The 25,919-nt window shown below is 69.5% G+C and carries 19 protein-coding genes; 15 read left to right on the top strand and 4 right to left on the bottom strand.

Annotated elements, in window-relative coordinates:
- The first annotated feature begins 122 nt into the window (after nt 1-122).
- A complete protein-coding gene (locus tag ACFYO9_RS19935; protein WP_388666461.1) occupies nt 123-584 on the top strand; it encodes an ATP-binding protein in 462 nt (153 codons plus the stop codon).
- A 118-nt stretch (nt 585-702) separates the two neighbouring features.
- On the opposite strand, the gene ACFYO9_RS19930 is transcribed toward ACFYO9_RS19935, so the two are convergent.
- Nucleotides 703-4,605, bottom strand: a complete 3,903-nt coding sequence (locus ACFYO9_RS19930) for a GH92 family glycosyl hydrolase (RefSeq protein WP_358775256.1) — start codon at nt 4,603-4,605, stop codon at nt 703-705.
- Nucleotides 4,606-5,081: 476 nt separating this feature from the next.
- Here ACFYO9_RS19930 and ngcE point away from each other — a divergent pair, with 476 nt between their 5' ends.
- The 13 genes from ngcE (at nt 5,082) to ACFYO9_RS19865 (ending at nt 22,310) form a co-directional block, all read left to right on the top strand.
- Entirely contained in the window at nt 5,082-6,515 is a 1,434-nt protein-coding gene (gene ngcE / locus ACFYO9_RS19925) for an N-acetylglucosamine/diacetylchitobiose ABC transporter substrate-binding protein (protein WP_358775254.1), read from the top strand.
- A 275-nt stretch (nt 6,516-6,790) separates the two neighbouring features.
- A complete protein-coding gene (locus ACFYO9_RS19920) occupies nt 6,791-7,705 on the top strand; it encodes a sugar ABC transporter permease (protein WP_358775358.1) in 915 nt (304 codons plus the stop codon).
- Between the two features lie 21 nt (nt 7,706-7,726).
- Nucleotides 7,727-8,623 (top strand): carbohydrate ABC transporter permease, encoded by an 897-nt coding sequence (locus ACFYO9_RS19915; RefSeq protein WP_358775252.1) that lies wholly within the window; start codon nt 7,727-7,729, stop codon nt 8,621-8,623.
- A gap of 148 nt (nt 8,624-8,771) precedes the next feature.
- A complete protein-coding gene (locus ACFYO9_RS19910) occupies nt 8,772-10,034 on the top strand; it encodes an extracellular solute-binding protein (protein ID WP_358706145.1) in 1,263 nt (420 codons plus the stop codon).
- 51 nt (nt 10,035-10,085) lie between these two features.
- Entirely contained in the window at nt 10,086-11,033 is a 948-nt protein-coding gene (locus ACFYO9_RS19905) for a carbohydrate ABC transporter permease (RefSeq protein ID WP_388666458.1), read from the top strand.
- Nucleotides 11,033-11,914, top strand: coding sequence for a carbohydrate ABC transporter permease (locus tag ACFYO9_RS19900; protein ID WP_358775251.1), 882 nt, complete (start codon nt 11,033-11,035; stop codon nt 11,912-11,914). Before ACFYO9_RS19905 ends, ACFYO9_RS19900 begins: the two co-directional genes overlap by 1 nt.
- Nucleotides 11,915-12,154: 240 nt before the next feature.
- On the top strand, nt 12,155-13,354 hold the full coding sequence (locus ACFYO9_RS19895; protein ID WP_358775249.1) for an ROK family transcriptional regulator: 1,200 nt from the start codon (nt 12,155-12,157) through the stop codon (nt 13,352-13,354).
- 120 nt (nt 13,355-13,474) lie between these two features.
- Nucleotides 13,475-14,572 (top strand): substrate-binding domain-containing protein, encoded by a 1,098-nt coding sequence (locus tag ACFYO9_RS19890; RefSeq protein ID WP_388666455.1) that lies wholly within the window; start codon nt 13,475-13,477, stop codon nt 14,570-14,572.
- A 223-nt stretch (nt 14,573-14,795) separates the two neighbouring features.
- The gene (locus ACFYO9_RS19885) at nt 14,796-15,596 is read left to right on the top strand and encodes an ATP-binding cassette domain-containing protein (protein WP_355806235.1); all 801 of its coding nucleotides are present in this window, start codon (nt 14,796-14,798) and stop codon (nt 15,594-15,596) included.
- Nucleotides 15,593-16,939 (top strand): sugar ABC transporter permease, encoded by a 1,347-nt coding sequence (locus tag ACFYO9_RS19880; protein WP_388666452.1) that lies wholly within the window; start codon nt 15,593-15,595, stop codon nt 16,937-16,939. The genes ACFYO9_RS19885 and ACFYO9_RS19880 overlap by 4 nt, the downstream gene beginning before the upstream one ends.
- A gap of 223 nt (nt 16,940-17,162) precedes the next feature.
- Nucleotides 17,163-19,094 (top strand): 1-deoxy-D-xylulose-5-phosphate synthase, encoded by a 1,932-nt coding sequence (gene dxs / locus ACFYO9_RS19875; RefSeq protein ID WP_358775247.1) that lies wholly within the window; start codon nt 17,163-17,165, stop codon nt 19,092-19,094.
- 146 nt (nt 19,095-19,240) lie between these two features.
- Nucleotides 19,241-20,734: an amino acid permease gene (locus ACFYO9_RS19870; RefSeq protein WP_355805004.1), complete on the top strand. Its 1,494-nt coding sequence runs from the start codon at nt 19,241-19,243 to the stop codon at nt 20,732-20,734.
- Between the two features lie 82 nt (nt 20,735-20,816).
- Nucleotides 20,817-22,310 carry a glycosyltransferase family 39 protein gene (locus ACFYO9_RS19865; RefSeq protein ID WP_358775245.1) on the top strand — a complete coding sequence of 498 codons (1,494 nt, stop codon included), beginning with the start codon at nt 20,817-20,819 and terminating at the stop codon, nt 22,308-22,310.
- A gap of 18 nt (nt 22,311-22,328) precedes the next feature.
- On the opposite strand, the gene ACFYO9_RS19860 is transcribed toward ACFYO9_RS19865, so the two are convergent.
- From ACFYO9_RS19860 to ACFYO9_RS19850, 3 genes are all read right to left on the bottom strand, one after another.
- Nucleotides 22,329-23,036 carry a hypothetical protein gene (locus ACFYO9_RS19860; protein ID WP_358775243.1) on the bottom strand — a complete coding sequence of 236 codons (708 nt, stop codon included), beginning with the start codon at nt 23,034-23,036 and terminating at the stop codon, nt 22,329-22,331.
- A complete protein-coding gene (locus ACFYO9_RS19855; protein WP_358775242.1) occupies nt 23,033-23,515 on the bottom strand; it encodes a hypothetical protein in 483 nt (160 codons plus the stop codon). Before ACFYO9_RS19855 ends, ACFYO9_RS19860 begins: the two co-directional genes overlap by 4 nt.
- 134 nt (nt 23,516-23,649) lie before the next feature.
- A complete protein-coding gene (locus ACFYO9_RS19850; RefSeq protein ID WP_358775240.1) occupies nt 23,650-24,678 on the bottom strand; it encodes a hypothetical protein in 1,029 nt (342 codons plus the stop codon).
- 23 nt (nt 24,679-24,701) lie between these two features.
- Here ACFYO9_RS19850 and ACFYO9_RS19845 point away from each other — a divergent pair, with 23 nt between their 5' ends.
- Nucleotides 24,702-25,898: a CapA family protein gene (locus tag ACFYO9_RS19845; RefSeq protein WP_388666450.1), complete on the top strand. Its 1,197-nt coding sequence runs from the start codon at nt 24,702-24,704 to the stop codon at nt 25,896-25,898.
- The last annotated feature ends 21 nt before the right edge of the window (nt 25,899-25,919 follow it).

Here is a 25,919-nt window from a genome sequence, read left to right as displayed (position 1 = left end):
GACGCGTTCCTGCGAGACCGCCGCCTAGGGCTGTTCATACGGTCCAACTCCCCACCCGATGCCGTGGCTTCACACGATGAACCCGTACAGCTCAGCCGTACGGGCTCACGTACTGCTTCATCATGGCCACGGAGCGTGACTCTCGTCACGTGAACGACGAAACTCCACCCCTCACCCCCCACGCCCCGCGTGAACGCTTCTACCGGCGCGAGCGCCGGTCCGTCCCCGTGGCCCGCGCCTTCACGGCCGCCGCCCTCGCGGATTGGGGGATCCGCGGCGAGCGCGCGGACGACATCACCCTCTGTGTCGACGAGTTGGCGACCAACGCCCTGCTGCACGGCGTACCGCCCGGCCGCGGATTCCGGCTGCACCTGCGCCACGCGGGCGGCGCCGTCCGTGTCGAGGTGCACGACAGCGGGGGCGGCCGGCCCGTGCTCGACCTGCGCGAGGACGGTGACGCCGAGTCGGGCCGCGGGCTCCTGCTCGTGGCGGCGCTCGCCGACAAGTGGGGCGTCGGCGAGCGGGACCCCGGCAAGGTGGTGTGGTGCGAGTTCGTCATGCAGAGGCACGCGTCGGACACCTGAACCGGCACCCGCACCCGCACCCATACCCGCACCGCCCCGGCGCGGACACATGAGGGGGCCGTGCGGTGCCGGACGACTCACGGCACCGCACGGCCCCGGTCAGGCGCCCGCGCCAGGCTCAGCTCAGGAGTTCCACCTCCGCCAGCGTCGCCGAGCCGGTCGGCGCGAGTCGGTAGTGCGTGTACGAGCCGGGGTGGGCCACCGTGAACGCACGGGTCTGGTGGTCCCAGGCGAACGACTCACCCGAACGCCGGTCCAGCGTCCGCCACTTCTTGCCGTCGGCGGAGCCCTGGAGCGTCCAGCCGCGCGGCGCCTTCGCCTTGTCGGACGACGACGTCAGCGTGTACTGCACCGCCTTGGTCCTCTTCTCCACCGGCAGGGTCACGGGGGCCCCGGCGTCCGAAGTCGCCTGCGTGGACGACGTGTTGTCGAAGAGGGCACCCCCTGCCTTCAGGGAGTCCTTCCGCGGCGACGGCACCTTGTCGTCCTTCGTGACCGACGTCGGCTGCGTGTTCTTGCCGGAGCCCCACGCCGACGGCTTCGGGCCCATGTCGAACTCCAGGACTCCGCCGCGCGCCACGATCCCGTGCGGCAGCGCGGTCGACTTCCACGCCTTGCCGTTGACCTTGAGCCCCTGCACGTACACGTTCTTCGCGCTGTTCTTCGGCGCCTTGACGACCAGGTCGCGGCCGTTGTCCAGGTGCAGGGTCATCTTCGTGAACTGCGGCGACCCGATGGCGTATTCGCCGCTGCCCATGACCAGGGGGTAGAAGCCGAGCGAGGAGAACAGATACCAGGCCGACTGCTCGCCGTTGTCCTCGTCGCCGTGGTAGCCCTGGCCGATCTCGCTGCCGGTGTAGAGGCGGGAGAGGACCTCGCGGACCTTCTCCTGCGTCTTGGACGGCTGCCCGGCCGCGTCGTACATGTACGCCACGTGGTGGGCGACCTGGTTGGAGTGGCCGTACATGCCCATGCGCACGTCGCGCGCCTCGGTCATCTCGTGGATGACACCGCCGTACGAGCCCGCGAACTCCGCGGAGCCGGTCTCGGGGGTGGCGAAGTACGTGTCGAGCTTGTCGCCGAGCCCCTTCCGCCCGCCGTACAGGTTCGCCAGGCCGCGCGAGTCCTGCGGGGCGGTGAACGCGTAACCCCAGGCGTTGGTCTCCGTGTAGTCGTAGCCCCACACGCGCGGGTCGAACTTGTCCGACTTCACCCGCCAGTCGCCCTTGGCGTCCTTGCCCTGGAAGAAGCCGGGGGAGGTGCCGGCGCCTGCCGCCTTGTCGTCGAAGAGGTTCACGTAGTCACGGGCGCGGTTGAGGAAGTACTCCGACTCCTCCTTGTAGTGCTTCTTGCCCGTCTTCTTGTAGAGGGCGGCGCCCATGCGGGAGATGCCGTAGTCGTTGAGGTAACCCTCAAGGGCCCACGACAGGCCCTCGTGCGTCTCGCTGGGCGTGTAGCCGAGGAACGGCGAGGTCTCCATGCCCTTGCGGCCGACACCCGAACTCGGCGGCACCACCGTGGCGTTCTTCAGCGCGGCGTCGTACGCGTCCTCCGCGTCGAACTTCACGCCCTTGACGTACGCGTCGGCGAACGCGACGTCCGACGACGTGCCCGTCATCAGGTCCGCGTAGCCCGGCGAGGACCAGCGCGAGGTCCAGCCGCCGTCCTTGTACTGCTGCACGAAGCCGTCGACCAGCTCACCCGCCTTCTTCGGGGTGAGCAGGGAGTACGCCGGCCACGTCGTGCGATAGGTGTCCCAGAAGCCGTTGTTGACGTACGGCTTGCCCTCGACGATCTTCGCACCGGTGTGGGTGGGGGTGTCCGGGCCCGTCTGCGGCGAGAAGGGGGAGGCGTACTTGTACGTCGACTTGCCGCCCGCCGAACGCACCTTCTCGAAGCCCGAGTTGGGGTACAGGTAGAGGCGGTAGAGGGAGGAGTACAGGCTCGTGCGCTGCCCCTCGCTCGCGCCCTCGACCTCCACCTTGCCGAGGATGTCGTCCCACGCTTTCTGCGCGCGGTTCTCGACGCGGTCGAAGGAGGTGCCGGACGGGATCTCCTGGGCGAGGTTGGCCTTCGCCTGGTCCAGGCTGATCAGCGAGGTGGCGAGCCGCAGGTTGACCGTGCGGTCCTTCCCCGGCTTGAAGCGGAGGTAACCGGTGACGTCGCCGCCACCGCCGCCCTCCAGCTTGCCGCCCGCGGTGACCGGCGCGTCGAAGACCCCGTACACGAAGAGCCGCGTCGCGCCCGTCGACAGGCCCGACTTGACGTCCGAGAATCCGGAGACGACGCCCTTGTCCTTGTCGAGGGTGAGGCCGCCCTTCTCCGAGACGTTGTCGAATATGACGCTCGCGTCGTCACCGGGATAGGTGAACCTCATCATCGCGGCGTGGTCGGTCGGCGCCATCTCGGCCTTCAGGCCGTTCTCGAAGGTCACGCCGTAGTAGTGCGGGCGCGCCGTCTCCTTGTCGTGCCGGAAGGGCAGCGCCCGCTTGGTCCGGGAGGCGTCCGGGGTGCCCGTGGCGAGCGACGGCATCAGCTGGAACGTCTGCCGGTCGCCCATCCACGGGCTCGGCTCGTGGCTCGCGCTGAACGCCTGCATGGTCGGCAGGTTGTCGTCGTTGTTGCCGCGCGCGTAGTCGTACAACCAGCTGAGCGAGCCCGCGTTGGTCACCGGCGTCCAGAAGTTGAAGCCATGCGGGACCGCGGTGGCCGGGAAGGTGTTGCCGCGCGAGAAGCCGCCGCTGGAGTTGGTGCCGCGCGTCGTGTCGGCGTAGTCGGAGAGGTGCGCCTTCGGCTTCGCCGGTGCCTTCTCCTTCAGGGACACGTCGTCGAGCCAGCCGCGGAACTTGGCCGGGCCCTTGGGCGCGTCGTACGCCACGAGGATCCGGTCGACCGTCTTGCCGCCGGCCACCTGCCCGATCCGCGCCGCCACGTCGTTCCACTGGTTGACGTAGAGCGCCTTGGCCGCGCCCTGCCCCTGCGGGGTCAGCGAGAAGCCGTGCTGGTCGACGGCCTTGAGGTCGCTGAGGTACGTGCCGTCGGTGAAGGCGAGGTCCACGGAGACGTTCGTGGCGGCGTAGTCACGGTCGCCCTCGGCCATGGCGGGGAAGATCCGGTAGCCGAGCTCGGTGTTCCGGTCCACCTTGACGTCGACGTCGAAGACCTTGTTGTACGAGTAACCGCGGCCGTCCGCCTTGTGGCTGCCCGCATAGCGCAGCGCCTGCTTTCCGGTGAACCCGGCGCGGGACTTGGCGGTGGGGGAGCCGCTGGGGCCCCGGTCCACCAGGCTCAGCATGTCCTCGGGGGCCGGGGCGTCCGCGCCGCCCACCGACAGCTGCACGTCTGCCAGTTGCAGGGCGTCGTCCGCGCCGTTGTTCGCGGTGACGTCGAGGCGGTAGTGCGCGTACGCCGTGGCGTTGTCGATGTCGTACTTCTCGGTCTTGTGGCGGCCGTCGAACGTCTCGCCCGTACGCTCGTCGAGGACCTTCCAGTCCTTGCCGTCCGTCGAACCCTTCAGGGTCCAGTCCTTGGGGTCGCGCTCCGCGTGGTCGTTGGCGGAGGTCAGCGCGTACGTCACGACCTTCGCGGGCTCGTCCAGGTCGAACTCGGCCCAGCCGTCCTTGGCGAACGTCAGCCATTTGCTCGTCGCCTCGCCGTCGACGAGGTTCGCCGCGACCTCGCCCGAGCCGCTGTTCTCGCCGCTCGCGCGGACCTCGGTGACGTGGTCGTTGACGCTGCCGGGCAGACCGGAGCTGAACTCGCCGTTCACCCCGGCGGCCTTCTTCTTGCCGTCGGGTCCGGTCTCGACGGTGTTCAGCCAGTCGGGTTGCGCTTCCCCCTTCTCGAAGGAGGACGAGAACTCCCGCTCCGAGCGGGGCGGTTGCTCGGGCCCGGCGACGGCGGCCCCCTGTGCCGCCGCGACGAGCGAGAGCACCAGCGCCCCGACGGCCGCGGCCGAACGGGGGACCGGTCCGAGCGGACGATGGTGTCTGAGACGAGGTCTGCGTGCCGTGTACGGCATCCCCGAGCCCCTCCTTGCGGGTTGGACAACGTTGTCACGATCGCTGCGCAAGGTCTAGTAGGGCGTCAAGTGGTGATGGGTGTCAAGGTTGTTGACGGGTGTCGTGGGTCGTTCGGGCGTGTCCGTGTCGCGGGACCGCCACCCATGCCGCCGCCGGTACCTTGCGGGAAAGTCCATGGAAACCGGCGCGAAAGTCCAGGGGTTGCGGCAACGATCTGCGAGAGGTTCTCACCAGGGATCTTCGCAGGTCTCAACTCGGAAAAGGGGCGGGGCAAAGCTGTATTCGATCTTGCCCAGCCGACCGCGAGTGGACTATACCTGTCGGCGTCCGCGCGGGCCGTCCGGCCGGTCGCGGGCCGGTCCACCGCATCCTGCTGCTTCACCGATGTATCCGCACGACCCCAGCTTCACACCACCGCGGTGCCGGGGAGGGTCCGGTTCACCGCCTGAGTCCTGGAGAAGGCGAGGACTTGAGCATGGGATCCACCAGCGTCAACCGTCGTGATGTCATGAAGCGGGCGGCTGTCGCCGGTCTGCTCGCGGTGCCGGCCGTGGGGGCACTGAGCTCCTGCGCCAGCGGAGGCGGCGACGAGAACAAGGCCGAAAAGGGCGAGAAGACCAAGAAGAACCCGCTCGGCGTCAAGGAGGACGCGGGGCTCACGGTCTACATCTTCAACGGCGGGTACGGCGACAAGTACGCCCAGTTCGTCACGGACATGTACGGCAAGAAGTACCCCAAGTCCGACACGGACCAGAAGCCCACCGAGAAGATCGCCACCCAGGTCCAGCCGAAGATCGTCCGGGGCAAGCCCACGGCGGACGTCGTCAACAACTCCGGCGCCGACCAGATGAACATCGGCAAGCTCGTCCACAACAAGCAGGTCGCCGACTTCAACGAGATGCTCGCGTCGCCCTCCTGGGACGACCCGAAGGTCACCGTGCGCGAGACCCTGGTGCCGGTCGTCGAGCAGATGGGCCGCTTCGGCGGCAAGGAGTGCTACCAGCTCAACATCGCGATGACGGTGTACGGCAACTGGTACTCCCAGAAGCTCCTGGAGGAGGGCCTGGAGGCGGAGTACCCGAAGACCTGGGACGAGATGCTCGCGGTCTGCAGGAAGGCCAAGGCCAAGGGCATCCACGGCTGGAGCTACCCCGGCGGCCACCCCCGCTACATGTTCTTCAGCATGTACGCGATGTTCGCCCAGCGCGGTGGCCGCGACGTCACCACGGCGATGGACTACCTGGAGCCGGACGCCTGGAAGCACGACGCGGTCAAGGACGTCTTCGAGGCCTGGGAGGAGCTGGTCGCCAAGAAGTACGTGCTGACCGGCTTCGACGGCACCGAGGCGCACACCGAGATGCAGACCGCGTGGACGAAGGAGGGCAAGTGCCTCTTCGTGCCCAACGGCTCCTGGGTGGAGAACGAGGCCAAGGACACCACGCCGAAGGACTTCCGGATGGCGGTGGGCGCGACCCCGTCGCTCGACTCGGGCGACAAGATGCCGTTCGGCACGCTCTACGCCCCGGCCGGTGAGCCCTTCATCGTCCCCGCCAAGGCCAAGAACGTGCAGGGCGGCCTGGAGTGGATGCGGATGATGTACAGCAAGGAGGCCGCGGTCAACCTCTTCAAGGAGGTCGGCTCGATGCCCGTCGTCAAGGGCGCCATCGACGGCCTGAAGCTGCCCTCGGGCACGGCCAGCGCCCAGGCGGCGATCAAGGCGGCCGGCGAGAACGTCGTCATCCCGCAGTTCATGGACTGGTACAACGAGCTGTTCCGCGAGGACTTCAACAACATGATCCACAAGTTCATGCAGGGCCAGATCGGCGCCCGGCAGGCGATGGACACCATGCAGAAGGCCTCCGACCGGATCAAGAACGACCCCGACATCACGAAGATCAAGAAGGCCTGACCGGGTCCGTTCGGACCCGGCCTTCCCGATCCTTCCGATCCTCCTGATCCGCCCGACGGTCCGGGGCCCGCACGGCCCCGGACCCGGGCACGCAACCGAGCACCCAGGCATGTGAAAGAGCGGCGGGGCTGAGCAGCGTGAAGACCGACACCCTGGTGGAGAACTCCCCACCTCCGAAGAAGCAGAAGAGCGGCCCGCGGCCCGCACCGGGCGCACCGAGCCTGCCGTTGTTCCTCCTGGCGGTGGTGTTGCCGCCCCGCTTCACCCCCGAGCGGGTGCGCTACGACCGGCGCTACCGCACGCTCGACAAGTACCGCTTCATCGTCGGCTTCCTGGCCGTACCGCTGGCGTTCTACGCGCTGTTCGTCGTCTCGCCCTTCCTCCAGGCGATCTACTACTCGTTCACCGACTGGTCCGGCGGTCCCGTCGCGCACTTCGTCGGGTTCGACAACTACCAGAAGATGTGGAACGACGAACGCTTCTGGGACTCCCTGCAGGTGAGCGCGCTCCTGCTGCTCATCGCCCCCGTGATCACCCTGATCCTCGGCATGTTCTTCGCCTACATGATCACCTCGGGCGGCCGGCACCGCAGGGGACAGGCCATCGCGGGCGTCGCGGGCTCCTCGGTCTACAAGGTCGTCTACTTCTTCCCGCAGGTGCTCTCCGTCGCCATCATCGCCGTGGTGTGGGGCCGCGTCTTCAACACCAACAGCGGCCTGATCAACGGCGGTCTGGACAAGGTCGGCATCCAAGGCCCCGCCTGGCTGGGCGGCGGCGAGACGCTCGGCATCATCTCGCTGCTCACGGTGATCAGCTGGAGCTTCATCGGCTTCTACGTCGTCCTGTTCTCCGCCGCGATGGGCGCGATCCCCAAGGACATCTACGAGGCCGCGCTCCTGGACGGGGCGGGCCGCGCCCGCACCTTCTTCAACGTGACGCTCCCGCTGATCTGGGACACGGTGCGCACCGGCTGGATCTACATGGGCATCCAGGCCCTGGACACCTTCGCGATCTGCCTGGTCATGGTCCCCCCGCACGTACTGAAGGTGACCCCGGTCTTCCTCTACGAGCGGTTCCGGGACGGCCAGTACGGCTACGCCACCTCCATCGGCGTCGTCCTGCTCTTCCTGAGCATGGCGTTCTCCCTGATCGTCATGCGGGTCGGGAACCGCGACCGGATCGAATACTGAGACCGCGGGAGCCACTGCATCATGACCACGACCACCACCACCGCGCCCCGTTCCGAGACCACCGCCGCGCCCCGCCGTGAGAAGGAGGCGGGCGGCGCGACCCTCAACGTCTTCTCGCACGCCTTCCTCGTCCTGTGGGTCATCCTGGCCGCAGGGCCGCTGATCTGGGTCGCGCTCACCGCGTTCCGCCCCTCGGCGGAGATCCTCAGCGACCCGATGGGCTGGCCTGCCTCCTTCCACTGGGAGAACTTCTCCAACGCGTGGAGCAAGGCGAGCATCGGGCAGTACACCCTGAACTCGCTGATCATCCTGGCGGGTTCGCTGACCGGCACGATGCTGCTCGGCTCGATGGCGGCCTACGTCATCGCCCGCTTCACCTTCCCCGGCAACCGCCTCATCTTCATGCTGTTCGCGGGCGGCATGATGTTCCCGGTCATCCTCGCCCTCGTGCCGCTCTTCGCGGTCATGGAGAACTTCGGCCTCCTGGACACCCGGCCGGGCCTGATGATCGCGTACATCGCGTACTCGCTGCCGTTCACCACCTTCTTCCTGACCTCCTTCTTCCGCACGCTGCCGACCGGCGTGCAGGAGGCGGCGATGGTCGACGGGGCGTCGCACACCCGGACGTTCTTCCAGATCATGCTGCCGATGGCCAAGCCAGGCCTGGTCAGCATCGGCATCTTCAACTTCCTCGGCCAGTGGAACCAGTACCTGCTCCCGCTGCTGCTCAACAACGAGGACGAGCAGAGTTACGTGCTGCCGCAGGGGCTCGCCTCGCTCGCCGTCTCGCAGGGCTACCGCGGCGACTGGGGCGCGCTCTTCGCGGGCCTGACCATCGCGATGCTCCCCGTGCTCGTCGTCTACGCGGTCTTCCAGCGACAGGTACAGGCCGGTCTCACCGCGGGGGCCATCAAGTGACGTGGTGAGGCAGGTGATTTCAGGTTGGCCACGAAAGTGGTCTAGGCCTGTCGAGGCGAATCGGGCGGTGAGTAGTGTCGGCGCAACGGGCCGCGGGGGGCGACTGGACGCGCTCAAGTCGACACCGATGTCGAAGGGTTGAACCATCATGAGGAATCGAATAGTCGCCACCGGTGCGGCAACGCTCGCCATGGCGCTGAGCCTTACCGCCTGCGGGGGTGACAGCGACAGCGGGGACGGCAAGACCATCAAGCTCGTCGCCGCCGACTACGGCGACAAGGCCTCCAACGCCTCCAAGGTGTACTGGAACCAGGTCAAGAAGGAATTCGAGAAGGCCAACAAGGGCTACAAGGTCGACGTCCAGGTCATCAACTGGAACGAGATCGACAAGTCCGTCAAGAACATGATCCAGGCGGGCAACGAGCCCGACCTGCTGCAGACCGGCGGTTACGCCGACAAGGTCGCCGACGACCTGCTCTACAAGGCGGACGAGGTGATGTCGCCCGCGACGCGCGAGAACCTCATCCCCACCTTCGCCAAGGCCGGCGAGGTCGACGGCACCCAGTACGGCATCCCGTGGGTCTCCTCCAGCCGCGTGATGTTCTACAACAAGTCCGTCTTCAAGAAGGCCGGCATCAAGAGCCCGCCGAAGACGTGGGACGAACTGGCGGCCGCCGCGAAGAAGATCAAGGACAAGAAGGCCGCCGACACCCCCTACGCGCTGCCGCTCGGCCCCGAGGAGACCCAGGGCGAGTCGATGATGTGGGAGCTCGGCAACGGCGGCGGCTACACCGACGCCGGCGGCAAGTACACGATCGACAGCGCCAAGAACGTCGAGACCTTCGACTGGCTCAAGACCAAGCTGGTCAAGCCCGGCCTGACGTACGCCAACCCCGCCTCCACCGACCGCAAGACGGCCTTCGCCGACTTCGCGGCCGGCAAGGTCGGCATGCTCAACGGCCACCCGAGCCTCATCCAGATGGCCAAGGAGGGCAAGGTCGACTACGGCGTCGCGCCCATCCCCGGCAAGGAAGGGCCGCTGAAGTCCACCCTCGGCGTGGCCGACTGGATGATGGCGTTCAAGGACGGCGGCGCGAAGAAGGAGGGCGTGAAGAAGTTCCTGGACTTCACGTACTCCAAGAAGATGCTGGCGTTCGACGAGATGTACAACCTGATGCCGGTCACCCAGGACGCCCTCAAGACGATGCAGGGCAACGGCAAGCACACGGACCTCGTGCCGTTCTTCCAGGTGCTGCCGAACGCCAAGTTCTACCCGCTGGGTGACACCACCTGGGACGTCGTCTCGGCCGAGATCAAGAAGACCGGCGGCAAGGCCGTATCCGACGACCCCAAGCAGGTCCTCGGCGACCTGCAGAAGAAGGCGGAGTCGGCGGCGGCCGAGGCCAAGTAACGCCCGGCCGGGCCCCCTTCACCCACGCCACCCCGTCCGCAAGGAGTCCTTGTGTCCCTGAAGGCCCCTCCGTCCCCGGCCGATTCCGGCCGGGGACGGGGCGGGCGCGCACCCAGGCCGGTGAGCCGCCGCAGCGGTCTGGCCCGGCTCGGTCCGCTGCCCTGGATAGCGCCCGTCATCCTGCTGATCCTCGCCGTGGTCGTCTGGCCCGTCGTCGAGCTGATCCGCACCTCGTTCCTCAACATCTCCATCGCCGGCAAGGTGCGCGGCAGCGCCGGGACCGACAAGTTCAAGAAGCTCTTCGAGGAGAGCGACTTCGGCTCCGTCCTGCTCTGGACGGTGCTGTGGACGGTCGTCGTCGTCACCGCGACGATGCTGCTCTCGCTGGCCCTGGCCCAGCTCTTCAACCAGAAGTTCCCGGGCCGCCGCATCACCCGCTGGGCGCTCATCGCCCCGTGGGCGGCGTCCGTCCTGATGACCGCCATCGGCTTCAAGTGGATGCTCAACCAGACCGCGGGCGTGCTCAACACCTTCATGCTCGACCTCGGTCTGATCGACAGCTCCAAGGACTGGCTCGGCAAGCCGGAGACCGCCTGGCCGTGGATGATGGCGGTCGCCGTCTTCGTCTCCCTGCCCTTCACCACGTACACGCTCCTGGCCGGCCTGCAGACCATCCCCCAGGACGTCTACGAGGCCTCGCGGATCGACGGGGCCGGCCCCTGGCAGACATACCGCCACATCACGCTCCCGATGCTGCGGCCCGCCTTCCTCGTCGGTGTGGTCATCAACCTCATCAACGTCTTCAACTCCTTCCCGATCATCTGGGCCATGACCCAGGGCGGTCCGGGCTACGACACCTCCACGTCGATGGTGTTCATGTACAAGCTGAAGGAGACCGACATCGGCGAGTCCGCGGCCATGTCGGTCGTCAACTTCCTGATGGTCGTGGTGCTCGTGCTGATCTTCCTGAAGGTCAGCCGGTGGAACGAGGAGGACTGATGGCCACCGCGACGGCGACCCGCCCCGCGCCCCACAAGAACGGCGGCCCCGCGAAGGCCCGGCGCGCCTTCCGGCCCCGCACGCTGGTCGTCACGGCCTGCGCCTGGCTGCTCGCCGCGGTCTTCCTCGCGCCGTACCTGGAGATGGTCGTCACCGCGCTCCGCCCCAAGGAGGAGCTGCGCGACCGCACGTACCTGCCCGGCAAGCTGGAGTGGGCCAACTTCATCGACGTCTGGAAGGAGTCCGAGCTCGGCCAGAACCTGCAGGTGACCCTGCTGGTCGCGGGCGGCGCCACGCTCCTGGTCCTGCTCGTCTCGCTGCCCGCCGCGTACTACACGGCCCGTATGCGCTACCGGGGCCGCAAGCTCTTCCTGCTGCTCGTCCTGGTCACCCAGATGTTCCAGCCCACCGCGCTGCTGGTCGGCCTCTACCGCGAGTTCCACGAGCTGGACATGCTGAACTCGGTCTGGACCCTGATCCTCACCAACGCGGCGTTCAACCTCGCCTTCGCGGTGTGGATCCTGACGGCCTACATCAGCTCCATCCCGCCGGAGCTGGAGGAGGCCGCCATGGTGGACGGCACCAGCCGCTTCGGCGCCATGATCAAGGTGACCCTGCCGCTCGCCCTGCCGGGCGTGGTCACGGCCGTGATCTTCACCTTCATCACCTCGTGGAACGAGTTCGTGATGGGCCTGACCCTCACGACGGAGCCGGAGAAGCAGCCGCTGACGGTCGGCATCAACAACTTCATCGGCAACTACACGGTGCAGTGGAACTACCTCTTCGCCGCGTCGGTCGTCGCCATCGTGCCGGTCATCGTGCTGTTCGCGTTCATCGAGCGGCATGTGGTGTCGGGACTCACGGCGGGCTCGGTGAAATAGCCGGGAGGACGGGCGTGCGGCCCGTCGGAAGGAGTACGGAGGCGGTCGCTCCCGGTACGGGGCGGCCGTTTCCGGTATTCGCTGGGTGGAGGGTCCGGATTTCCCTCAACGACTTGACTACAGCGAGTCCTTCAGCAGAGTTTGGAGTTCATAACTTGTACATGGCCCGGTAGGCGTTTCCGAGGCCGGTGTCGCGGGGGGCCCACGGGCCGCCCGAAAGAGGGCAAAGGGTGAGAGTCAATGGAGACTCCGGGGTCGCAGTCGTCTCTGCACCGGGCCAATCTCGAACGGGTCGTGCGCGCCGTACGGCTCGCCGGGTCGCTCACGCAGGCGGAGATCGCGAGGACGACGGGCCTGTCGGCCGCGACCGTCTCCAACATCGTCCGGGAGCTCAAGGACGCCGGGACGGTCGAGGTCACGCCCACCTCGGCGGGCGGCAGGCGGGCCCGCAGCGTCTCGCTCAGCGGTGACGCGGGCATCGTCATCGGGGTCGACTTCGGCCACACCCATCTGCGTGTGGCGGTCGGCAATCTCGCCCACCAGCTGCTCGCCGAGGAGTCCGAGCCGCTGGACGTCGACGCGTCCGCCGCGCAGGGCTTCGACCGGGCCGAACAGCTGGTCAGCCGCTTGATCGCGGCGACCGGAGTGGACCGTACGAAGATCGCCGGGGTCGGGCTCGGCGTGCCGGGACCCATCGACGTGGAGTCCGGCACGCTGGGCTCCACGTCGATCCTGCCGGGCTGGACCGGCACCAAGCCCGCCGAGGAGCTGCAGGGCCGCCTCGGGGTGCCCGTGCACGTCGACAACGACGCCAACCTCGGCGCGCTCGGCGAGCTGGTCTGGGGCAGCGGCCGCGGCGTCAAGGACCTCGCGTACATCAAGGTCGCCAGCGGCGTCGGCGCCGGGCTCGTGATCAGCGGGCGGATCTACCGGGGGCCCGGCGGCACGGCGGGGGAGATCGGGCACATCACGCTCGACGAGTCGGGCCCGGTGTGCCGCTGCGGCAACCGCGGCTGCCTGGAGACCTTCGCCGCCGCCCGGTACGTGCTGCCGCTGCTGCAGTCCAGCCACGGCACCGATCTGACCATGGAGCGGGTGGTCGGGCTCGCGCGGGACGGCGACCCGGGGTGCCGGCGGGTGATCGCCGACGTGGGCCGGCACATCGGCAGCGGCGTCGCGAACCTCTGCAACCTCCTCAACCCCTCCCGTGTCGTGCTCGGCGGCGATCTCGCGGAGGCCGGCGAGCTCGTGCTCGGGCCCATCCGGGAGTCGGTCGGGCGGTACGCCATCCCCAGTGCGGCGCGCCGACTGTCCGTGCTGCCGGGGGCGCTCGGCGGGCGTGCCGAGGTGCTCGGCGCGCTGGCCCTCGCGCTCAGCGAGATGGGGGATTCCACCCTTTTGGACGGAAGCCTCCCCGCGCAGGCGCCTGCCTTCACTTAGATAACGCATGGCACCGTTGTCATCTCGTTAAGGATTTACTCCTTGACGCTGGTGTGGCGGCCGAGTTGACTTCGAGCCACCTCGGCCGCAACGTCGCGGCCTCGTCAGGGAGGCACCCCAATGAACGCAATGACGCGTCGCGTCGTCATAGGCACCGCAGCGGTTTCGATGGCACTGGCCATGACCGCGTGCGGCAAGGCCGGCGACGACGACGACAAGGGCAGCGGCGGCGACACCAAGACCATCGGTCTGCTGCTCCCCGAGAACAAGACCACGCGCTACGAGACCTTCGACCGCCCCTTCATGGAGGCGAAGATCAAGGAACTCTGCTCGGACTGCAAGGTCAAGTACAACAACGCCGCGCAGGACATCGAGACGCAGAAGAAGCAGTTCGACGCGCTCGTCACCCAGGGCATCAAGGTCATCATCCTGGACGCGGTCGACTACAAGTCGACCAAGTCGTGGGTCAAGCAGGCCGACAAGCAGGGCGTGAAGGTCGTGGCGTACGACCGCCTCGCCGAGGGCCCGCTCGCCGCGTACGTGAGTTACGACAACGAGAAGATCGGCCGGCTGCAGGGCGGGGCCATGGTCAAGGCCCTCGGCCCGAAGGCCAAGGACGCCAACGTCGTCATGCTCAACGGCTCTCCGACCGACCCGAACGCCCCCTTCTTCAAGAAGGGCGCCCACTCGGTGCTCGACAAGAAGGTCAAGAAGATCGCGTACGAGCAGGACATCCCGGACTGGTCGCCGGAAGAGGCGAGCCGCAAGATGTCCTCCGCGATCGACAAGCTCGGCAAGGACGGCATCCAGGGCGTCTACGCCGCCAACGACACCATGGCGGGCGCGGCGATCACCGCACTCAAGGGCCGCGGCATCAAGGTCCCGGTCGGCGGCCAGGACGCCGAACTCGCGGGCGTGCAGCGCCTGTTGGGCGGCACCCAGGACTACACGATCTACAAGCAGATCAAGCCGGAGGCCGAGACCACCGCCGAGATCGCCGTGCGGCTACTGAAGGGCAAGGACATCGACGCCCTCGCCGACCGCAAGGTCGACTCGCTCAGCGGCGACGTCAAGGGCATCCCGGCCAAGCTGTACGACGCGCAGGCGATCACCAAGGACGAGGTCGCCGACACGATCATCAAGGACAAGGTGTACAAGGCCAGCGAGATCTGCACGGCCCAGTACAAGAAGGCCTGTGACGCCGCGGGTATCAAGTAACGCCCGTCTGCGGTAAGCCCGTTCGTACGAAGTGGGGCCCGGTGGCGCGTGAGAGCGCTCCCCGGGCCCGTACGGAAGGGAATCCCGGTACCGGTCCGGTGCCCGCCCCATCAAACCGCCCCGCAAACGGGGGGCGGGCACCGGACTTGCCCGCGGAAGGCTGATTTTTCCCGGGCACTGTCCTTGCTGCACCACCATCCCCGCCGGTCAGGCGGCGAAGGAGCTGATTCACGTGTCCGCTACGCCCGTGCTGGCGTTGCGCGGGGTCTCCAAGCGGTTCGGCGCCGTCCAGGCGCTCACGGACGTAGACCTCGAAATCCACACCGGTGAGGTGGTCGCCCTGGTCGGCGACAACGGCGCCGGCAAGTCCACGCTCGTCAAGACGATCTCGGGCGTCCACCCGATCGACGACGGCACCATCGAGTGGGAGGGCAAGGGGGTCCGCATCGGACGCCCGCACGACGCCCAGAACCTCGGCGTCGCCACCGTCTACCAGGACCTCGCGCTCTGCGACAACCTCGACGTCGTGGCCAACCTCTTCCTCGGCAGCGAGCTGAGGACCGCGTCCGTCCTGGACGAGATCAAGATGGAGAAGCGGGCCAAGGAGCTCCTGGACACCCTCTCCATCCGCATCCCCAGCGTCCGCATCCCGGTCGCGGCGCTCTCCGGCGGTCAGCGCCAGGTCGTTGCCATCGCCCGCGCGCTGGTCGGCGACCCCAAGGTCGTCATCCTCGACGAGCCCACCGCGGCCCTCGGCGTCGAGCAGACCGCCCAGGTCCTCGACCTGGTGGAGCGGCTGCGCGAGCGCGGCCACGGCGTGATCCTGATCAGCCACAACATGGCCGACGTGAAGGCCGTCGCGGACCGGGTCGCGGTACTGCGGCTCGGCCGCAACAACGGCACCTTCACCGTCGCGGACACCACCAACGAAGAGATCATCGCCGCCATCACCGGCGCCACGGACAACGCCGTGACCCGCCGCTCGGCGCGCTCGGCCTCGGTCACGAAGGAGGACGCGAAGTGAGCGACCTCGCCAAGAACCCGAAGCCCGCCGCGGACGCCCCCGCCACGGACGCCTCCGCCCCGGGCACCGGCAGCGGCACCGTGCCGGCCCAGGTGGACAAGTCGGCCGCGCCGGTCCCGGTCGTCGACCCCCGGCTGCTCGTCCGCGAGGAGGGCCTGGCCGGCTACTGGACCGAGTTCAAGCGCAAGATGCGCGGCGGCGAGCTCGGCTCGCTGCCGGTCGTCGTGGGCCTGATCGTCATCGCGATCATCTTCCAGCTGAAGAACGAGCACTTCCTGGACGCGAGCAGCCTCGCGAACATCGCGGTCTTCACCTCCGGCCTCGGCATCATGGCCGTCGGCATCGTCTTCGTCCTGCTGCTCGGCGAGATCGACCTGTCGGTCGGTTCCGTGGCCGGCATGGGCGCGGCGGTCTGGGCCGTGCTGAACGTCACACACGAGATGAACGACTGGCTCTCGGTGCTCATCGCCGTCCTGACCGGCCTGGTCATCGGCGCCCTGCACGGCTTCTTCTTCGCCAAGATCGGCGTGCCGGCCTTCGTCGTCACCCTCGCGGGCTTCCTCGGCTGGAGCGGCGTACAGATCTGGCTGATGGGCGGCGAGGGCAGCATCAACACGCCCGAGGGCAGCGTCGTCGAGAATCTCACCGGGCACTTCTTCGCGGAGAAGGGCGCGGCCTACGGACTCGCGGCCGTCGCGATCGTCGCGTACGCGGCCTCCCTGCTGCTCGACAGCAAGCGCCGCAGGTCCGCCGGGCTGCCGTCCCGGCCGGTCAGCGAGATCGTGCTGCGCACGGTCGTCGTCGCCGTCCTCGCGGGCGGCGCGGCGTACGAGCTGAACGAGCCGGACGGCGCCCGCGGTCTGCCGCTGGCCCTGGTGCTCTTCCTCGCCGTCCTGGTGATCGCGGACTTCGTGGCGCGGCGCACCACCTTCGGCCGCCAGGTCTTCGCGGTCGGCGGCAACGCGGAGGCCGCGCGCCGGGCCGGCATCAACGTCGACCGGGTCCGGATCATCGTCTTCGCCATCTCCGGCATGCTCGCGGCCTTCGGCGGCCTCTTCATCGCCAGCCTCTCGGGCGGCGCCACGAAGAGCCTGGGCGGCGGCAACACGCTGATGATGGTGATCGCCGCGGCGGTCATCGGCGGCACGAGCCTCTTCGGCGGGCGCGGCAAGGTGTGGTCCGCGCTGCTCGGCATGCTGGTCATCCAGTCGATCCAGCAGGGCCTGAACATGCTCGGCATGGCGAGTGAGATCCAGTTCATGATCACGGGTGCGGTTCTGCTCGCCGCGGTGGTCATCGACTCTATTTCGCGGCGGACCCAGAAGTCGGCGGGGCGCGCCTAAGGGTGCCCCTTCGGGGCTTGGGGTGGTTTCCCAGGTCTTGTGCCTGCCGGCCGCCTGTGGCTGAGCGCGCAGTTCCCCGCGCCCCTTACGGGGCGCGGGGTTCCGCCGTTTGTGTGACCCGGAAAACTACTCCCGGACGCCGTTGCCGGTTCCGGAACATTAGACTCGGCAGACCCGGCAACGCTCGAACAGCACATCTCAGCTCTACTGCAAGGAGGCACGGGTGCCGCTGCTGAACCGCATCACGGGACCGCGCGATCTTGACCGGCTCAGTCCCGAGGAGCTGAACCAGCTGGCCGGAGAGATCCGCGGCTTCCTCGTCGACGCAGTCTCCAAGACCGGCGGCCACCTCGGCCCCAATCTCGGCGTGGTCGAGCTCACCATCGCCCTGCACCGCGTCTTCGAGTCCCCGCAGGACAAGGTCCTCTTCGACACCGGCCACCAGAGTTACGTGCACAAGCTGCTCACCGGCCGCCAGGACTTCGAGAAGCTGCGCACCAAGGGCGGTATCTCCGGCTACCCCTCGCGCGCCGAGTCCGACCACGACGTGATCGAGAACAGCCACGCCTCCACCGTCCTCGGCTGGGCCGACGGCCTGGCCAAGGCCAACGAGGTGCGCCGCAGGGACGACCACGTCGTCGCCGTCATCGGTGACGGCGCGCTGACCGGCGGCATGGCCTGGGAGGCGCTGAACAACATCGCGGCCGCCAAGGACCGCCCCCTCGTGATCGTCGTCAACGACAACGAGCGGTCGTACGCGCCGACCATCGGCGGCCTCGCCAACCACCTCGCCACCCTGCGCACCACGGATGGGTACGAGCGTTTCCTGGCCCGCGGCAAGGACCTCTTGGAGCGCACGCCGGTCGTCGGCAGGCCGCTCTACGAGACCCTGCACGGCGCCAAGAAGGGCCTGAAGGACTTCATCGCCCCGCAGGGCATGTTCGAGGACCTCGGCCTGAAGTACGTCGGCCCGATCGACGGCCACGACATCGAGGCCCTGGAGTCCGCCCTGCAGCGCGCCAAGCGTTTCGGCGGCCCGGTCATCGTGCACTGCATCACCGAGAAGGGCCGCGGCTACAAGCCCGCCGAGGAGGACGAGGCCGACCACTTCCACGGCATCGGCCCGATCCACCCCGACACCGGCCTGCCCATCGCCTCCGGCGGCATGGACTGGACGTCCGTCTTCGGCGAGGAGATGGTCAAGCTCGGCCACGAGCGCGAGGACATCGTCGCCATCACGGCCGCCATGCTCCAGCCGGTCGGCCTGGCGAGGTTCGCCAAGGCCTTCCCCGACCGCGTCTACGACGTGGGCATCGCCGAGCAGCACGCCGCCGTCTCCGCGGCCGGCCTCGCCACCGGCGGCCTGCACCCGGTCTTCGCCGTCTACGCGACCTTCCTCAACCGCGCCTTCGACCAGCTCCTGATGGACGTGGCGCTGCACAAGTGCGGCGTCACCTTCGTCCTGGACCGGGCGGGCGTCACCGGTTCGGACGGCGCCTCGCACAACGGCATGTGGGACATGTCGATCCTGCAGTGCGTGCCGACCCTGCGGATCGCCGCGCCGCGCGACGCCGACCAGGTCCGCCTGCAACTGCGCGAGGCCGTCGAGGTCGACGACGCGCCGACCGTGGTGCGCTACTCCAAGGGCGCGGTCGGCCCGGCGGTCAAGGCCGTCGGCAAGGTCGGCTCGATGGACGTGCTGCGCGAGGCGTCCGCCGACAAGCCGGACGTGCTGCTGGTCTCCGTGGGCGCGCTCGCGCCGATGTGCCTGGAGATCGCCGGCCTGCTCGACAAGCAGGGCATCACCACGACCGTCGTCGACCCGCGCTGGGTCAAGCCGGTCGACGAGGCGATGGCCCCGCTCGCCGAGAAGCACCGCGTCGTCGTCACCGTCGAGGACAACTCCCGTGCGGGCGGCGTCGGTTCGGCCATCGCCCAGGCGCTGCGCGACGCCGGCGTCGACGTACCGCTGCGCGACTTCGGCATCCCGCCGCGCTTCCTCGACCACGCGTCCCGCAAGGAGATCATGGCGGAGATCGGCCTGACGGCGCCGGACATCGCCCGGCAGGTCACCGGCCTGGTCGCCAAGCTCGACGGCAAGTACGAGCGGAACACCGCCGCCGCGGTCGACGCGGTGGAGCCCGCCCGCGACTGACGTCAACGCGCACCGCCGATGGGCCGGTTTCAGCACCCTGTACGGGTGGTGGGACCGGCCCATTCGCGTGAATCGGCCCGCGCCGGGGCTTTCGGGGTACTCGGTCTCTCGATCATGTCGGGGACGACAAGCGTGGAGGTACGCCCGTGAGCAACACCCTCTTCAGGACGAAGAGCGTCGAGCGGTCCATCAAGGACACCGAGGAACCGGAGCACGCGCTCAAGAAGTCGCTGTCCGCCCTCGACCTCACGGTCTTCGGCGTCGGCGTCATCATCGGCACCGGAATCTTCGTACTGACCGGAAAAATCGCCAAGGAGACGGCCGGGCCCTCGGTGGCCCTGGCCTTCGTCGTCGCCGGACTCGTGTGCGCCCTCGCGGCGCTCTGCTACGCCGAGTTCGCCTCGACCGTGCCGGTCGCCGGGTCCGCGTACACCTTCTCGTACGCCTCGCTCGGCGAGTTCCCGGCCTGGATCATCGGCTGGGACCTGGTCCTCGAACTCGCGCTCGGCTGCGCGGTGGTGGCGGTCGGCTGGTCCGGCTACCTCCGCTCGCTCCTCGACACCGCGGGCGTGCATCTGCCGCAGGCGCTGAGCGGCACGCACGAGGGGAAGTTCGGCTTCGACCTGCTGGCCGCGGTGCTCGTGCTGATCCTGACCGGCATCCTCGTCGCCGGGATGAAGCTGTCCTCGCGGGTCACCAACATCATCGTCGCCGTCAAGGTCACCGTGGTCGTGCTCGTCATCATCGTGGGCGCCTTCTTCATCACCGGCTCCAACTACGACCCGTTCATCCCGCCGAGCAAGCAGGTCGAGGGCGGCGGCGGCATCACGGCGCCGCTGGTCCAGCTGATCTTCGGGTTCACCCCGGGCGACTTCGGCGTCATGGGCATCTTCACCGCGGCGGCCGTCGTCTTCTTCGCGTTCATCGGCTTCGACATCGTCGCGACCGCCGCCGAGGAGACCCACAACCCGCAGCGCGACGTGCCCCGCGGCATCCTCGGCTCGCTGCTCATCTGTACGGTCCTGTATGTCGCGGTCTCCGTCGTCGTGACCGGCATGCAGAAGTACACCGACCTCTCCACGGACGCGCCGCTCGCGGACGCCTTCAAGGCCGTCGGGCACCCCTTCTGGGCGGGCCTGATCAGCTTCGGCGCCGCCGTCGGCCTCACCTCCGTCTGCATGATCCTGCTGCTCGGCCAGACCCGGGTGTTCTTCGCGATGAGCCGGGACGGGCTGCTGCCGAAGACCTTCTCCAAGGTCCACCCCAAGTTCGGCACGCCGTACCGCTCGACGATCCTGCTCGGGCTGATCGTGGCGGTCGTCGCGGGCTTCACCTCCATCGACGAGCTGGCCGAACTGGTCAACATCGGCACGCTGTTCGCCTTCGTCGTGGTCGCCCTCGGCGTCATCCTGCTCCGCAGGCAGCGCCCCGACCTGCCGCGCGCCTTCCGCACCCCGCTGGTGCCCTTCGTGCCGATCCTCTCGGTGCTCGCGTCGCTGTGGCTGATGCTGAACCTGCCGGCCGAGACCTGGGTGCGGTTCGGCGTCTGGATGGTGCTCGGCGTCGTCATCTACTTCGCGTACGGACGCTCGCACAGTCGTCTGCACGTCCGTGACCGGCAGGCCGGCGACGCACGGTAGTCACCCGCCGTTCGGCAGGTATGACGCCCCGGCCCCGTATGTCCCGATCCGTCGGGGCGTGCGGGGCCGTTAGCGTGCCCGTATGCTCGCCCCGCCCTCCGCGTCACCACGCTCCGTGCCCGGCCTCCGGGTGCCGGGCCCGCGTACGGAGCCCGCCCCCGGAAGGGGTGCACGGGCCGCGTACTGGGCGCGGCTGCTCCCGCTGCTCGCCGCCCTGGCGTGCGCGACGCGGCTGCCCTCCTTCCGGTGGCCGCTGTGGAGCCCGGACGAGGGCTATCTCGCCGTCCAGGCACGGATGTTGGCGGACGGCGGCGAGCTCTACGAGACGGTCGTCGACCGCAAGCCGCCGCTCGTCCCCTGGCTGTACGCGGGCGCGTTCGCGCTCTTCGGCGACGACTCCCTGCTGCCCCTGAAGCTCCTCGCCCTCGCCGCGCAGCTCCTGACGGCGGTGCTCCTGGTCTCACTGGCCCGGCGCCGCTGGGGGGACGGCGCGGGCCGCACGGCGGGCGTGCTGTACCTGCTGATCTCCGTGGGCCTCAACCCGGAGGACGCCCAGGCGGCCACCTTCGAGGTCTTCATGCTGCCGTGCACGGCGGCCGCCATGTGGTGCGCGGACCGCCGCAGATGGGGCGCCGCCGGGGCCGCGGTGGCCTGCGCCTTCCTGGCCAAGCAGACCGGCGGGGCGGTGCTGCTCCCGGTCGGCTGGCTGCTGTGGCGCGGCGGGGCCGCCCGGCGGGACACCGGGCGCCTGGCGTGCGGCCTCGGCCTGCCGGTGCTGGCGGCCGCGCTCCTGACGACACCCACCGGCTTCCTGTTCTGGACGGTGACGGGCTCCGGCGCGTACGCCTCCTTCACCGGCTCCGAACTCCACGTACTGGTACGGGGGTTGATCAACGCGGCGCTGCTCGCGGCGGCCTGCGCGGGAATCCTCCCGCCGGTCGTGCGGGTGCTGCGGATCGCCCGCACGGGTGCGGCGGAGCTGTGGCTCTGGCTCGCCTCGTCGGTGGCCGCGGTCCTGCTCGGCTTCCACTTCTTCGGCCACTACTACCTCCAACTCATGCCGCCGCTGGCCCTGTTGGGAGCGGCCGCGCTGCAGATCCTGCCGCGCGAGCGGACGGTACGAGCCCTTGTCGCCTCCGGGTGCGCGTGCGCCGTCTTCCTCGCCTGGGGGCTGCTCGCGCCCCGCCCCGAACTGGCGCACGCCACCCGCCTGGCGCAGGTGGTCAGGGCCGACACGGGGCCGCGCGACCGGGTGCTGTTCTGGGGCATACACCCGGAGACGTACTGGCTGGCCGACCGTCCCCCAGCGAGCCGCTACCTCACGGCGGGGCTGCTCACGAACTACAGCGGGGGCCGGGACGGGCCGCAGGTGGGCGAGAAGTACGCGGTCGAGGGCGCCTGGCCGGTCTTCCGCCGGGAGATGCGGCGCGACCCGCCTGCGGTCGTGGTCGACGACTCCCGGGGCAAGCCGTTCGCCCCGGACCGGGTGCCGTCACTGCGCCGGATCCTCTCGGTCGGGTACGCGCCGGTGGCGCGGGTGGAGGGGGCGGTGGTGTACGTGCGGGTGGGGCGGTGAGGGCGGCGCCCGGGTGTGTCACCGGGCGCGCTTGTACGTCAGCGTGTTCTCGCCGGCGATGCGCCGCAGCGTGTTCTCACCCACCACGAGCACCGTGGATGCGCCGCCCGGACTGCACGACTGGGGCGGACGGCCCCGGGCCACGGTCGACTCGCCCAACTGGATGCCGTCGAGGACGACGGCTTCGAGCCGGGCCCGGAAGACGCAGTGGTACTCGGGGCCGTCCGCCGTCAGGGTCATCACCGTGTCGCCCACCTCGCCCTGCCGGATCACGAGCGTCCTGGTGTTGCCGGGCTTTCCCGGGACCGCGGTCTTCCAGGTGCCGATGTACCTCTGTGGCAGCGCGCCCGCCGGGGGCGCGGTGTCCACGAAGGCGTCCTCGCGGTAGGCGCTGAAGGCGCCGAAGGCGATGGCGACGACGGCGGCCACCGCGGCCAGGACGAGAGCGCGGCGCTGCCGTGTCCGGGGCGAGGGGCCTCCGGTGGGCGTGAGGAACGGACCGGACGGCGCGCTCCTCTCCACGCGCCCCGCCGTCGCGTTCCGCGCCGGCTCCTTCCCGGCGCTCGCCCCGGGCGGTCGCCGGGTGCGGACCCCGATGGTGGCGGCGGCCGCCCTGCGGGCCAAGGTGAGGTCGTGGCGCGGGGGCAGGGAGCGGGCGCGGTCGGGACGCCGGTCGACGCCGATGGTGGCCGCGGCGGCCCGGCGCAGCAGGGCGGGCCGGCTCATTCGGCACTCCTGCGCTCGGCGGCCGGTGGCCGTGGGCGCGGCAGGGGCCCGGGATCGCGGGCCTGCGGCTCTCCCTGGGGCGGCGGCACCGGCTGCACCGGCTGCACCGGCTGGCCGGCCTGCGCGGCGCCCGCGTCACCGAGGACGACGTCCGCGAGCCGGGAGTTCTTGAGCTGTACGAGGACCAGGGGCGCCGAGGCTCCCGCGGCGAAGGTCGCGAAGCCGCCGCTGATCTGCCCCGAGGCGCCGAGGAGCACCGCCACCCCGGCTCCCAGCGTGATGTGCACGGCGGCGGCGACGCACTCGCCCGCGATGTCGTAGAACGCGCCGAACGCGGGAGGCCCCGCGCCCTCGGGGTGTCCGGAGAGCCGATGCTCCCGGCGCCGGGCGAGCCACTCGGTCATGCAGTCGTAGGCATGCACGATCCCGCGCACCGCTCCGCCGGCCGCGCCGAGCAGAAGCAGGGTCGCAGTGTCCACGTGTCCTCAGCCAACGCAGGTGTGACTTCGACGAGTTGGTGTCACAGGCTACGGACCTCCCCGGCGCCTGAGAAGAGCACCTTCGGGCCAGGTGGGCGGGGGCGGAGGGGGGTGCCGGGGCGGCCCTGCGGGGGCTACGAGCGGCGTTGCCAGCTGCGGGTGACGTCCGTGAGCGCTCCCACGGCCGCTCGGGTGCGGTCGCGGTCCTCGCGGATCCGGGGGCCGAACTCGACGTGCAGGAACGGCACATCGCGGGCCGACGCGGCCCGGCCCTGCACGTTGGAGCGGCCCGCGAGCGGGCAGGACCTGGCCCAGGCGCGGCAGACGTCCCAGCCCCGCCCGCGCAGGGCGTCGGCGAGGGCGCGGCCCTCGGTGACGGCCTCCCGGCCGCGGCCCGTGGAGGCGACGACGTCGTGCCGGGGCGCCGAGTCGTCGGCCATTCCGTGGAGTTGGACGCCGGGCAGGCCGCGCCGGACGAGCTCGTCGCAGACGGCGTGGAACACGGTGTCCCTGCGGTGGGCGACGTCCGCCTCGTCGCCGCGCCCGGCGTCGCGGTGTGCGCCCGCGAGCACGAGCACGCCGCCGGGGGAGCGGCGCATCAGCTCCGCGCCGAGCCGCTCGGTGTTCCGGTCGGCCACCGGGTGCGGGACCTGCACGGACCAGCGGGCCGGGGCGTCGAGGTCGACGTAGACGCGGCCCCAGCCACGCGGTGCCGCGCCGTCCTCGGAGCGGTCGGCGATCTCCGCGTACCGCCGTCCCGCGCTCTTGTCGGTGACCGTGCGCACCGCGAGATCCACGTCCGCCAGCCGGCGTTCGGCCTGCGGGCGCCGGTGGTCGAGGAGCAGCGCGACGCCCTCGGCGACGGTGTTCCGGTCGGTGCGCGAGGGGTGGCGGTACCCGCTGTCCTCGTGGAACCCGTCGGTGTACGCGGTGATCATTCCGGTCAGGCCCTCGGCGGCCTTGTCGTCCTCGCCGGCTCCGCCGCCCCTGCCGGTTCCGCCGCCCGGCGTCGAAGGGGCGTGGCTCGCTTCGGGGCCGGACCCGTCGTCGTCCGGGGAGGAGCCCGCGCCGCACTGCGCGAGGCTGAGGACGGCTGCGGTGACCAGGCCGAGAGCCGCGGCCTTCCGTGCGATCGGTTTCGGCCGGGTGCGGAAGATCTTCATGGTTGTATAAAGATAGCCCTGTGATGACACGTCCCCTTCGCAGGCAACTCGTGACCTGTGCAGCCTCCTCGCTCCTGCTGACCGGCACCGCCTGCGGCCCCTTCGGCGGCGACGACAAGCCCGCAGCCGACGGCCCCTCGTTCACCGTCGCCGCCGCGGGCGACATCCTCATCCACCCCCAGCTGACCGAACAGGCGCGCAAGGACGCCAAGAAGACGGGCAAGGGGGAGAAGGGCCTGGACTTCCGGCCGATGATGGCGGGCGTCAAGCCGGTCATCAGCAAGGCCGACCTGGGCATCTGCCACTTCGAACCGGTGGTCGGCAAGCCCGGGGGACCGTTCCGGAGCTACCCCGACTTCCTCGTGCCGCCGCAGATCGCCACGGCGGTCAAGGACGTCGGCTACGACCAGTGCTCGAGCGTCTCCAACCACACGCTCGACCACGGCCCCGCCGGGGTCACCCGCACCCTGAACACGCTGGACAAGGCGGGCCTGCGGCACACCGGTTCGGCGCGCAGCGCGGCCGAGGCGGCGAAGCCGCTGATCACCGAGGTGAAGGGCGTGAAGGTGGCGCAGATAGCCTTCGCCTTCGGGTTCAACGGCCGCGAGGTCCCCAAGAACAAGCCGTGGATCGCCAACAAGAACGACTTCGACGCGATCGCCGCCGCCGAGAAGAAGGCGCGCGCGGCCGGCGCCGAGGTCGTGATCCTCAGCATCCACTGGGGCCGCGAGAACCAGCCCAACGCCAGCGGCCCGCAGCTGAAGCTGGCCCGCAGGATCGCCCGGGAGACCGGCATCAACCTGGTCATCGGCCACCACGCGCACGTCGTCCAGCCGATGGAGAAGGTCGACGGCACCTGGATCGCGTACGGGCTCGGCAACCAGATCGCCCGGCACGACGTGCCCAACGGACTGACCGAGGAAGGGGTCATCGGCTGGTTCGAGTTCGTCAAGCGCGGCGGTAAGTGGGACGTCGACGCCAAGTACGTCCCCACCTTCGTGGACATCCCGCCGGACCCCGACGAGACCGGCGCCCTGCCGAAGAACGCGGTCGAGGACCACCGGCTCGTCGACGTCGCCACCGCGCTGCGGGACGACAAGAACCTCAGTGAGCAGCAGCGGTCCCGCTACCGCCTCGCCTTCGAGCGCACCCAGGGCACGCTGCTGAACCGGGGCGCGAGCCAGGACGGGCTCGTACCGCTCCAGGGGCTGCCCGACTGAGGGCGACAGGTGGGGGAATCC

The organism is Streptomyces sp. NPDC005863, from assembly GCF_042871345.1.
Taxonomy (GTDB): domain Bacteria; phylum Actinomycetota; class Actinomycetes; order Streptomycetales; family Streptomycetaceae; genus Streptomyces.
The sequence above is the reverse complement of the archived record's forward strand: the minus strand, read 5'-3'. Positions and strand labels throughout refer to the sequence as shown.